Source organism: Chitinophaga costaii, assembly GCF_900094705.1.
In the GTDB taxonomy this organism is placed as follows: Bacteria; Bacteroidota; Bacteroidia; order Chitinophagales; family Chitinophagaceae; genus Chitinophaga; species Chitinophaga costaii.
Genome location: NZ_FMAR01000004.1, coordinates 208,370 through 220,502 on the forward strand (window position 1 = coordinate 208,370; position 12,133 = coordinate 220,502).

Below are 12,133 nucleotides of genomic sequence, written 5' to 3' on the forward strand. Positions count from 1 at the left end.
CTCTTAAAGCAGCACCCATGAAATCCATACAACGTCATATATTTAAAGCGCACACTTGCTTGTGGCTGGCCCTGGCCGCCGCAACTTTGAGCGCCTGTACCAAAAAGTTTGAACAATACAATACAGATCCCAACAAGGTAACGGAAGAGCAGTTGAAGGGCGATGGCCAGGATGTAGGTTCCTTTTTCCCCGACATGCAGCTCTCCATTATCCGTACAGTGGATTGGGAATACCAGTTGCAACAAAACCTGAATGCCGATCTCTATTCCGGCTATATGATGTCTGGCGATCCTTTTGTGGGCGGCAAGAATAATAATAACTATGCATTGATACCCAGTTGGAATTCCACTACGTTTGACTTGGCCTACAGCCATGTGATGAGTAACTGGCTGGTGATTAAACAACGTGCAGAACAAAGCAAACCCGATTTTTATGCCGTGGCCAATATCATCAAAGTGGCGGCCTTGCACCGGGTTACAGACGTGTACGGGCCATTGCCTTACACCCGCTATGGCGCGGGTGGCTTTACTGCCCAATATGATGACCAGGCTACTATTTATAAATCCTTTTTCCAGGAACTGGATTCGTCTGTACAGGTATTGTCTGCTTTCGTGGCAGATCATCCGGGTACCACGCCTTTCGCCAGTTTTGACCTTATTTACGGGGGCGACTATACGAAATGGATAAAGTTTGCCAACAGCCTGCGCCTGCGACTGGCTATGCGCGTTGTGTATGCAGATGCTGACCTGGCGAAGGAACAAGCGGAAGCTGCAGTGAGCAACAGTTATGGCATTATTGCCTCCAATGACGATATTCCCCGCGTGAATATGGTGAACGGCACTACTTACCTGAATCCCCTGGCAGATATCACACTGGACTGGAACGATATCAGTATGAACGCCCAGATGGAGTCGTTTATGGTAGGATATTCCGACCCGCGCATTGGTAAATATTTCCTGTCCTCTTCAGAAGGCACTGCCGGATATAAAGGCATACGCAGTGGTATCGATATTATCAATGGTAGCGATTACCAGGCGTTTTCAAAATTGAATTTTACCTATACCGACCTGGTTACCTTGATGGTGGCGGCGGAAGGTTATTTCCTGCGTGCAGAAGGCAAATTGAGGGGCTGGAATATGGGAGATGGCACGGTACAATCGCTGTACGAAAAGGGGGTATCCACTTCGTTTGCCCAGTATAGCATTGGCTCGGCAGATACATACCTGGCGGATAATGTGAGCAAACCCAGTGCCTACACAGATCCTAAAAACCCGGTGAATAATGTGGCCGAAGGTTCGCCAGACTTAAGTACCATTACCATCAAATGGGATGAAGGCGATACTTTTGAAAAGAAACTGGAACGCATCATCACCCAAAAATGGTTGGCGCTGTATCCTGATGGCGAAGAGGCCTGGGCAGAATACCGCAGAACAGGCTACCCGAAACTGTTTCCCGTGGTGGTGAATTACAGTGGGGGTACTATTAGCACGGCTGCGCATATTCGCCGCCTGCCTTTCCCCCAGAGTGAAACGACCAACAATGCCGCTGCGGTAGAGCAGGCTGTAGCCAATCTGCTGGGAGGCCCGGACAATGGTGGCACCAAACTATGGTGGGATAAAAAGTAGAAATTACATCGCACTACGGAATACCAATACCGGTGGGCCTTTTGGGGCTTGCCGGTATTGCTTGTTTTAAACGGAACTAAAAATAGCTGTCATGATTCAACGCTTATGCCTATGCGCCGGCTTACTGCTGGCCGCCTTTAATGGGAATGCTCAAGGAGCGCCCCCATCCTTTAAAGTACTGGCCCTGCTCTCGCCGGTAGAAGACCATCGGCAGATGATGAAGGCTGCCCGGCCCATGCTGGAAGAGATGGCCAGGGAAAATCATTTCCAGATTAGCATTACCGACGATGCCTCCGTGTTGAACGCCGCTAACCTGCGTCAGTATGCCGTAGTGGTGCAATTGCAGGAAGCACCTTTCGATATACCGGTAGCAGCACAACAGGCTTTACAACAGTATATCGAGTCTGGCAAAGGCTGGGTGGGCATTCACGCCGCAGGCCTCACCGGCAAGTCGTTCCTGGCACCGGGCACGCCTTACTGGCAGTGGTTTGAGGGATTTATGGGCGGGGTCATTTATTGGCCTCATCCTGCTTTTCAAAAGGGAACCGTGATCGTAGAAGACCATACCCACCCCATAACCAAGGGGCTGCCTGCCAAATTTGAGATCTCCGACGAGTGGTACGAATTCGACAAAAGCCCCCGAGGCCAGGTGCGCGTACTCGCTACCGCAGACGAAACCACTTATCACCCTAATAAGCCCATGGGCGATCATCCCATCATCTGGGTGAATGAAAAATTTCGCCGGATGGTTTATATTGGCATTGGTCACGATGCCAGTTTATGCAGCGATCCTAATTTTACGCTGCTGCTAAAGAATGCTATAAACTGGGCTGCGGAGCAACAATGAAAACTTTTATAACCAGCATGCTTAAACGAACGCTATGAAAAATATCTTTTTATTACTGTTGCTCTGCCGTTTCCTGCCAGCCTTTGCAGACAATACCATCCATGTAAACCAGGTAGCTTTTGAAAAAAAAGGCCCTAAAATAGCCATCGTGGAAACAGACGGGCCCTCGATCACCACGGGCGTGTTCCTGCTAATAGATGCTCAAAGCGGGGCCACCGTAACCACACTACCCCTGGGCAAGCCCCAGCAGGTACCGGAGTGGGGTAGTAACCGGTATTTTTATCCCGCCGATTTTTCCCGTTTTGAAAAAGCGGGTACGTATAAAATCAAGGTCAACGACCTTCTTTCCGACGCCTTTGCTATTGGTGAACATGCACTCACTTCCCTGGCCATTCCCGCCATCCTGCACTATTACAATAAGCAAAAAGCCAATACGCCGGAGGAGTGGGCGGCAGACGCCCACGCACAGCTCTTTGGCAGCAACCAAACGGTAGACCTGCGCGGTGGTTGGTGCGATGCTTCTGGCGACGTGAGCAAGTACTTTTCCCACCTGGCCTACGCTAATTTCATGTCACCACAGCAAATACCGCTGGTCACCTGGTCTTTACTCAGCGCCCGGGAACGCATACCCCACCTGCTTACCCAGTGGGGCGTAAAAGATTCTATAGAAAACGAAGCCTGCTGGGGCGCAGACTATATCCTGCGTGATCTTTCGGACTCGGGTTATTTTTATATGACGCTATTTACCTATTTCAAAAAAGATCCTAAAGAAAGAAGGGTGGTAGGTTTGCTGGCCAATAGTGTTACGACCAATGATTACCAGTGCGCTTTCCGCGAGGGTGGTGGCATGGGCATTGCTGCCCTGGCCCGTGCTTCACGGCTAAAGGTGCATGGCGATTTTACTAACGCACAATACCTGGCCGGTGCAGAACGCGCCTTTGCCCACCTGCTGGTGAATAATACCCGGTATGATGATGACCATAAAGAAAATATTATTGACGATTACTGCGCGTTGATGGCCGCCACGGAGCTGTGGATAGCCACTGGCAAGCCCTTGTACCGCGATGAGGCCCGCAAACGCGCTCAGCACCTCCATGGCCGGATGAGTGAGGCCGGCTATTTCATTGCCAATGATGCAGACAGGCCTTTCTGGCATGCATCTGATGCTGGTATGCCGGTAGTAGCGCTGGCGCGCTACTTAGACAAGGAGCAGGATGTTGCCGCCCGCGCCGCTGCTTTGGGTACCATCCGGAAGGCATTAGACTATAATCTACGTGTATCCGCTAACGTTAGTAACCCGTTTGGATATGCCCGCCAGTCTTTTTTATTCAAAGGCGCAGTGAAAGATGGTTTTTTTATCCCGCATGAAAATGAAACCGGCTGGTGGTGGCAGGGCGAAAATGCCCGCCTGGGTTCCCTGGCCACGGCGGCTATTGTGGGCGGCAGGCTGGTATATCCCGGTAAAGGCGCCTTTGGCGTTACACCAGCACTGGCCACTTACGCGGCACAGCAAGTGTCCTGGATACTGGGTTGCAATCCTTACAACCTGTGTTTCATGTACCAGTTTGGCAGCAAAAACGTACCCTATATGCAGGCTAACTATGGCCATGGTTCCGAAAGAGGCGGGGTGTCTAACGGCATTACCGGCAAAGATGGGAATCCCGATGGTAGCGGCATAGATTTTAAAACGGAAGCCGAAGGCAACGAATGGCGGTGGACGGAGCAATGGATACCACATGCCGCCTGGCTGCTACAGGCCCTGGCCGCCATGGCCGACGTGCCGGAAAAATAAATAAGGGGCGAGCCGATGAGAAAATGCTCTGCCCCGTCTCTATCAGTAGGAGGCGGTCCACGCGCCAGCTATTTACTAACAAACATTGGCATGGCCTGTCATGCTTGATAATACTTGAAGTATGTTTAAGAAACTTATACCCCTTTGTGTGCTTGCCGCATTCTGCATGTCACTAACAGAGCCGCCCGCAAAAGGGAAGCATCAAAAGGTGATCATCGGATACGTAGGCGGGTACAAGGGTTTGGCCAACACCTACAATATTGCCGCTGAAAAACTTACCCATATCAACTATGCATTTGTAAACGTGCAGCACAACCGTGCCGTGTTGGGCAACGAAGCTACTGATACCGTGAACTTCCGCCATCTGAACGCCCTGAAAGAAAAAAATCCTGCCCTCAAGATCATAATCTCCATCGGTGGGTGGGCCTGGAGCGAAAACTTTTCGGATGCTGTGCTGACGGACACTTCCCGCACCGCCTTCGCCACCAGTGCAGTAGACATTGTGCGAAAGTATAAACTGGATGGAGTAGACATCGACTGGGAATACCCGGCCATTCCCGGTGAGGAAGGCAACATATTCCGCCCAGAGGATACGCAAAATTATACGCTCATGTTCCAGGCCCTGCGCAGCAGCCTGGATACGTTGGAAAAAGCAGTGGGCAAACACCTTTACCTCACTTGCGCGGTAGGCGGCTCCAAAGACTTTGTAGACCACACCGAAATGGGCAAGGCTGCGCAATACCTGGACTACGTGAATCTCATGACCTATGATAACTATGGCGGTCCCGTAGCCGGCCACCACACCAGCCTGTACGCCTCAAAAGCATATGCTGCACATGGCAGTGCCGATAGTACGGTGCAATGGTTTCATGCTGCAGGCGTGCCTTACAGCAAGCTGGTGATGGGCATTGCCTTCTACGGGCGCGGCGCCATCGTGGCCGATACTAGTAAACGCGGCCTGGGAGATGCCGTTATTAAAACTACGCACGGAGGCGGATATACATTCCTGAAGGATAGCCTGGTCAATAAAAAAGGTTTTCAGGAATTTCATGATGAAACAGCCAAGGCTGCTTATCTATTTAATCCCACTACCCATGTATTCATTACCTACGACGACGAATGGTCAGTGAAAAACAAATGTGCATACGTAATATCCCACAACATGGGCGGGGTGATGTTCTGGGAATACGACTCCGACCTGAAACAATACCTGTTGGACCAAATCAATAAAACGCTGCCCTGATAAGACTTTGCTCCCAGAACAATTCCCATTATTAAAAAGAAGTACATGCAAACAACCATTGTCAAACAGCGCGTGGCCGCTATCGATATACTGCGGGCCATCACCATGGTGCTGATGATCTTTGTAAACGATCTCTGGACCTTAAAGGACATTCCCGGCTGGCTGGAGCATGTAGGGGCGCATGAGGATGGTATGGGCCTGGCTGATACGGTATTTCCTGCCTTTCTTTTCATCATGGGCCTGTCTATCCCATACGCTATTGCCCATCGTAAGTCTAAGGGCGATAACGTGGGGCAGTTGGTAGGGCATATCATCCTGCGCACCATTGCGCTGGTGGTGATGGGTACCTACCTGGTCAACTCGGAGGAGCTGAATATCGCCGCCACGGGCATGTCTTCCACGATGTTTGATGTGATTGGGTGCACTTGCTTTATTGTTATCTGGAATACTTATCCCACTTCCTGGAATAAGCTGTTGGCCCGTGGCCTGCAAGTAGTGGCTATAGCCGTGCTGCTGTATATGGTTTATATTTTCCGGGGTGGACGCAATGGTGAACTTCATACGTTTGAACATTCCTGGTGGGGCATTCTCGGGCTTATTGGCTGGTCTTATCTGGTGGGCGCACTGGTGTATGCTTTTTCCGGCGACCGCCTGGGGGTGAACCTGTTGGCCTGGGCGCTGATGCTGGGTTTGTGTATTGCCAATCACGCCCATGTATTACCTCAAAGCGCTGTGCTGCGGGAAATCATTGGCCCACTGGGAGAAGGTGGTCTTACTGCCCTGGTGATCGGTGGTGTGGTGATTTCGCAGTTGTTCCGCAAATTTATCGCGGCGGGTGCGTGGAAAAAGATGATGCTGTACTTCTTCATTATTGCAGCGGTACTGCTGGCGGCTGGTTTTGCTTTACGCCCACTGGACGGAATTTCCAAGATACAATGCACGCCTAGCTGGATATTGATATGCAGCGCAATTACCATAGCCATGTTCTTGCTGGTTTTTTATATCACGGATGTGAAAGGTCATGCCAACTGGTTTGCCTTTATAAAAACTGCCGGTACGGATACCTTGCTTTGTTACCTCATGCCTTACTTTGCCTACGCCGTTTTCCTGACGCCCATCCGCCTCCCGGACATTATAATGACCGGTGGATGGGGGCTATTAAAATCCTTTGTGTTTGCCTTGCTCATGGTACAGTTGGCCAGGATGCTCACGAAATTAGGCGTGAAAGTAAAACTTTGAATATATAAAAAGAGGAAGCCTGCATGACTTCCTCTTTTGCAGATTTAGTTAAATGGCATATAACGAAGTGCCGCCTGTACAGTATGTGTCATTGCTATACTATCTGCCCAAAAGCAGGATGACAGGGTGTTCCGGCACCTGAAAAATATTTGATTTGTTTCCCGTAAACCATTCATTGGCCCTCTATTCAATTTGGTGCAGAGGGCAAACGAAGGAAAGGGAGTGCTACTGCTCTTAATCCGTTACCTGCAAAAGAAAATCAAACAAATTAACCTCCGTGGGCAGTTCCAGTTTTTTGCGCAGGCGGTATCGGCTCACCTCCACGCTCTTGGCGGAGATATTTAGCAGTTGTGCAATTTCCTTTGAACTTAAGTTAATGCGCAGGTAGGCGCAAAGTTTCAGGTCTGTGGGGCTTAGCACCGGGTATTTTTTCTTTAACGTGGAGAGAAAGTTACTGTGCACTTCATCAAAATGAATCGCAAATTGTTGCCAGTCGTCTTCCCCTTTTTCAGCATTATCCAGCATGCGGAGCAGGGCCTTAAACTCGGTAGATATGTTGGGCTGCAAGGTTTTTAATAATTTGTTCAGTTCATCCCGGATTTTAGATAACAGGGTGCGGCGTTCTACAAGCAGCATGGTTACTGTGGCCAGTTCCTTATTTTTAAAATCCACCTGCGCGGCCAGTTGGTTTTTTTGCAGGGAAATAATTTCTTTTTCATTCCTGTCCAGTTCCAGTTGCTGCAGGTAAAGCTGGCGCTCCTGTTCTTCCTGACGCTGCTGCTGCTGGCGGGTTAAGCGGCTTTCCTGCCAGTTCAGCAAGTAATAAATAAGGGTAGCCAGCAGGCATCCGTAAATAATAAATGCCGTGATGGTCTGGTACCAGGCGGGCCTTATCACGAAAGGAAAAGCCGCTGGGGCAGACACGTTGCCCAGGTTATTACGGGCGCGCACCCGGAAGGTATAGGCGCCATAAGGTAGGTTGGTATAATCCTTTTCTGTTTTGGACGACCAGCCGGACCAATTGTTGTCGAAGCCTTGTAACTGGTAGCTGTACTGGATATGCTTGTTGAATTGGGTGCTGCTGTATTCGAAGTGAAAGCTATTCCATTTGTTTGGAAAGCCGGGTCCGTGGCGGGCATCTTCCAGGTTGGCCGCCGGTTCATGTACGGCGTAGCCACCAAACACCAGGCTGTCGCGGCCAGCCGCAGTAGCCCTTACCGCACTTACAAGTGCCGATACCGGCTGGGTTTCAGCAAGGTAGTCATTGTAGTTCAGGTGAAACATGCCGGCATTGGAGCCGATAAAAATATTTTCCCGGTTGTATGGGTAAATGAAGGCATTGTCATTGGGCATCTGCCCGCTCATTTCCGGGAAATACACGATAGAAAACGGTTTGCCATTAGATGGTTTGTGTACATCCACTACGCCCACTTCTGCAGCGCTTACAAACCAAATATTGCCGCTGCTATCTTGGGTTACATATTGCAGGGGTACGTTGTGAAAATAAGCGTCGTATTGTTTGTCGGGCGCAAAGCGGTGGGTGGCTGGATTGTAAGTATACACTCCTTTTTCTGTAGCAACGACCATGCGGCCATGCAGCGTGTATACGTAATTGTTACGGGTAGCGGGTAGTCCATCGTTTTGGGTGAAGAGGCGGTTTTGTACAATGGTTTGATGGTCTGGTGCCAGGTCCAGTTTAAATACGCCGCGATAGGGATGGGAGGCCCAAATGGTATTATCCTCCGGTGCCAGGTAATGCAGCGATTCGTATAATCCATCTACAGACCCACCGTCTTTGAGGTGTGGGGCTGCATACTGTAGCAGGTGCAGGCCGGTGTAGGTACCCACCACCAGGTCGTGACTGGCAGGAATGGCTGCCACGGTCCAGCTACCGGGCCGCGATAGCAGGGGAGTAGCGGTATTGCCCTTCACCTGGAAAACCCCTTCACTATGCGCCAGTAGCAATTGATGGTCTATTTCGGTCAGTCCCCAGGCTTTACCTTTTGTATGCGCTATTTCGGTAAATACACCTTTCTCCGTGCTCAGGTCTGTATCCACCGCATGCAGCGCGGTAGCAAACAGCCCATTGGATGTGCCAATGTATAAATTGTTATCTAACACCCGGGCGGTATAGGTAGTAAGTTGATTGTCGCGGTCGGGATAAATATGTTTTACGGCCGAGTGGTAAGTAACGAAGTCGATGCCACTTTTCAATCCCAGCCAGAGGTGGAGGTCGCGATCCTGGAAGATATGTTGGATGCTATTGTTTTGCAGGCCTTCCTTGCGGGAGAACTGCTGCACCAATTGGCCTTTATCGTCTATTACATAACAGCCGTCTTCCAGCGTGCCAATAGCGAAATGAGTAGCGTCTAGCCGGTCCAGGTGAAGGATGTTGGCAACCTGCGATGGAAAGGCTTTCAAAGTACTGTCGTGCAGTAAAAAGAGCCCGTGTTGCAGGGTGGATACCAGCAAGGTGTCGTGGCGGTAGGTAGTGATGCCTGTAAGACGTAGACCGGGTAAGGGTTTACAGGCAGGCTTCCACTGCCCGCCATGGAATACCAGCAAACCTTGTTCCTGGTCTGCGGCAAATATTTTACCACCGGCTATGGTGAGTAGCTGCCACTGGTGGGGCGCATCGAAGGCTTTGATGGTGGTATCTTTTAACTGGAAAATAGATTCGTTGGTACGGAAATATACTTCGTCGCGTATGGTGGCCACATCCCAAATATCTGCAAACTGACGTTCGTTAGAGGGAATGAATTGCTTAAGCGAATGAAAACGCAGGGAGCCGTTTTCATCGGGGTAAAAATAACCTAGTTCGTCCTGTCCGCCGGTGTATATCCTGCCAGCGGCATCGATAGCCAGGGCTTTTACGGTGGATTTGTTGGGCAGTGGATATTGTTTCCAATAGCTTCCGTTGAAGGTAAGCAGTCCATCATCGTTGGCAAAATAGAGGATACCTTGTGCATCCTGGCTGATGTCCCATATCTGTGGATCGGCGGCAAATTGTAAGGGCGTGTAATGAGTAATGCCAGGCACGCCAATAGCGTTCTGGGCGTAGGCCCAAAGTGGCAGTAGTAGAGTAAGCAGCAGGAGGAGGCGTTCCTTCATGTACCGTCGTGGTTAGGCGGTTAAAATACTCATAAAATGGGGGAAATAAAAAGGTTGCCACTTGTTTGTACTAACGGGAGCGCATCATTTTTTTATTTATGGGAATGATGGATCATAGGATGGTTATACTAAAACATAACACTATAAAAGATCTTCCCGGGCGGGATGAAAAGAATCGATCAGCATACCGGCTTCCAGACATACTACACCATGCATACATTTGGCGGTACATAAAAGCCGTCGCCGGTGGTTACGGTTTGCTTCAAATCTCCAATAGTGGCCTCGAAGCGGCCATTGGCCACATAGGTCACCTGCGTATGCGGATGATGATGTAATGCACCGATGCCGCCTTTTTCAAAACGTACTTTCACCAGCATAAGCTGACCGTTATAACCCAATACCTGCCGGGAAAGACCTCCGCCAAGTTCCTGCCAGGGAGTATGCTCCGATTCTTGAAAAATAGTACTTTCTGCCATCTTCATCTATTGTTAGTTGATCGTTTATTGTAACGGATACCTGGTAGGGTCTGCAATACTGCTACAATGTGCTAGCTGCAAAATACCTAATCTTAATCACCAGTTTTTTTACAATATCGTAACCGTTCACTTGTACGTTGGGGCGATGTACATCGTGGGGAAAAAACAGGTAGAAGGTGCCGGGAGCGGCAATGTAATCCGTGCCAGTGGCGGTATAGCTGGCGCCGTCTCTGGTGGCTTCGTAAGGGTGCACTACGGTGGCCTTTTCAATTGGTACTACGCTGATCTGTTCTTTGCCCCGTAGCACATATTGCAGGTCTATATATTTGCGATGCGATTCCCAACCGGCCTGCTCCAATGTTTTGGACGGGCCTTCAGTAATAGAGGCGTACACGGTATCGCCGGCAATAGGATATTTGCCGGGATCCAATGTTACGGTATTAGGATCGGCTAGGAAAGCAAGGGCTTTGTCCCATGCCGCTTTGTGGGCATGGTATTGCTGAAAAAATTCCCGGGCGTTTACGGAGTCGTACACCGGGAGGACGTAGCCGGGCTGCCAGCCACGGTAGCTTACCCACTGGCGGGCGGCTTTTTCACTGGCGGAAGTAGTTTGTGCAACTGATAAAAGGCCTGCTAGTAAGGCAACCAGCAGCAGGGAAAAAGTACGGGCATAAGGTGGAATACGCATGGACATCGTACACATGGTCTTGTGTGAATAATAGGGCAGTGCCCCGTTCAATATTAAATTCTTTTTCCTTTAGATCACCCGGCATACCACCCCTAAAATTACGAAAACGTTGTAGCACATTGGTTTTACCCCCCGGATTATAGATTATTTTCATACCTTATCTACAACGTTTGCGTAGAAATTAACCTTCAAATCTTTTTAAAATAACGCTCATAATTGTAGCATTGCGGTATTATTCACGTTACTGAAACTTTAAAACATTTTCAATTGAGAGTTCTTCACGGAGTGCATCCAACTGATTTTAAGCATTATGATACTGCAACGATCAGAGAACGTTTCCTGCTAGATAAATTAATTCAGCCCGACCAACTGGTGAGTGTTTATACCCATTACGACCGGATGATAGTAGGGGGTGTTCATCCTGTACAGCAAACGCTTACCCTTAAAAATTATCCCAACCTGCGGTCGGAATATTTCCTGGAGCGCCGCGAAATAGGCATCATCAACGTAGGTGGTGAAGGCCAGGTGACGGTAGATGGGGCCTCATATTATATGCAGAAACTTGATTGTTTGTACGTGGGAAAAGGCGCGAAGCACGTTACTTTCCGCAGCAAAGACGTAGGCCTTCCTGCTGTGTTTTTCCTGCTTTCCGCACCTGCCCACACCACTTATCCTACTACCTTGCTTACCTATGCAGCTGCTGCAAAGGTGCATACGGGCAACAGCACCCATGCGAATCTGCGCACCATTCATAAATACATTCACCTCGATGGCATTCAAAGCTGCCAGCTAGTGATGGGCCTTACCATCCTGCATAACGGCAGCATCTGGAACACCATGCCCGCGCATGTTCACGACCGCCGCATGGAAGCTTATTTTTACTTTGACCTGCCGGCGGAAGACAAAATATTTCACTACATGGGCGAAGGCCACGAAACCCGCCATGTGTTGTTGCAGAACTATGAAGCCATTGTATCGCCGCCATGGAGCATTCATACCGGCAGCGCTACAGCCAGTTATAGTTTCATCTGGGGCATGGCGGGTGAAAACCTGGATTATACGGATATGGATGCTATTCGTATCGCTGATATGTTTTAACTTTCTCAAAAACG

General features: G+C 49.7%; 9 protein-coding genes. 6 read left to right on the forward strand and 3 right to left on the reverse strand.

Annotation, left to right across the window (positions count from 1 at the left end; genetic code table 11):
• Positions 1–17 precede the first annotated feature (17 nt).
• From GA0116948_RS07850 to GA0116948_RS07870, 5 genes are all read left to right on the forward strand, one after another.
• Entirely contained in the window at positions 18–1,625 is a 1,608-nt protein-coding gene (locus GA0116948_RS07850) for a RagB/SusD family nutrient uptake outer membrane protein (protein ID WP_089710826.1), read from the forward strand.
• A 91-nt stretch (positions 1,626–1,716) separates the two neighbouring features.
• The gene (locus GA0116948_RS07855) at positions 1,717–2,472 is read left to right on the forward strand and encodes a ThuA domain-containing protein (protein WP_089710828.1); all 756 of its coding nucleotides are present in this window, start codon (positions 1,717–1,719) and stop codon (positions 2,470–2,472) included.
• A 34-nt stretch (positions 2,473–2,506) separates the two neighbouring features.
• Complete coding sequence (locus GA0116948_RS07860) at positions 2,507–4,264, forward strand: glycoside hydrolase family 9 protein (RefSeq protein WP_089710829.1); 1,758 nt, start codon at positions 2,507–2,509, stop codon at positions 4,262–4,264.
• A 121-nt stretch (positions 4,265–4,385) separates the two neighbouring features.
• Positions 4,386–5,507, forward strand: a complete 1,122-nt coding sequence (locus tag GA0116948_RS07865; protein ID WP_089710832.1) for a glycoside hydrolase family 18 protein — start codon at positions 4,386–4,388, stop codon at positions 5,505–5,507.
• Positions 5,508–5,552: 45 nt separating this feature from the next.
• A complete protein-coding gene (locus GA0116948_RS07870) occupies positions 5,553–6,746 on the forward strand; it encodes a DUF5009 domain-containing protein (RefSeq protein ID WP_089710834.1) in 1,194 nt (397 codons plus the stop codon).
• A gap of 234 nt (positions 6,747–6,980) precedes the next feature.
• Here GA0116948_RS07870 and GA0116948_RS07875 read toward each other — a convergent pair whose 3' ends face one another.
• The 3 genes from GA0116948_RS07875 to GA0116948_RS07885 all read right to left on the reverse strand — a co-directional run bounded on the left by GA0116948_RS07875 (position 6,981) and on the right by GA0116948_RS07885 (position 11,027).
• Entirely contained in the window at positions 6,981–9,857 is a 2,877-nt protein-coding gene (locus tag GA0116948_RS07875) for a triple tyrosine motif-containing protein (RefSeq protein WP_089710836.1), read from the reverse strand.
• Positions 9,858–10,060: 203 nt separating this feature from the next.
• On the reverse strand, positions 10,061–10,333 hold the full coding sequence (locus GA0116948_RS07880; RefSeq protein WP_240619158.1) for a cupin domain-containing protein: 273 nt from the start codon (positions 10,331–10,333) through the stop codon (positions 10,061–10,063).
• 61 nt (positions 10,334–10,394) lie between these two features.
• Positions 10,395–11,027 (reverse strand): YhcH/YjgK/YiaL family protein, encoded by a 633-nt coding sequence (locus tag GA0116948_RS07885; protein ID WP_165798369.1) that lies wholly within the window; start codon positions 11,025–11,027, stop codon positions 10,395–10,397.
• A gap of 261 nt (positions 11,028–11,288) precedes the next feature.
• On the opposite strand from GA0116948_RS07885, the gene kduI reads away from it, so the two are divergent.
• Positions 11,289–12,119, forward strand: coding sequence for a 5-dehydro-4-deoxy-D-glucuronate isomerase (gene kduI, locus GA0116948_RS07890; protein ID WP_089710839.1), 831 nt, complete (start codon positions 11,289–11,291; stop codon positions 12,117–12,119).
• Positions 12,120–12,133: the final 14 nt, after the last annotated feature.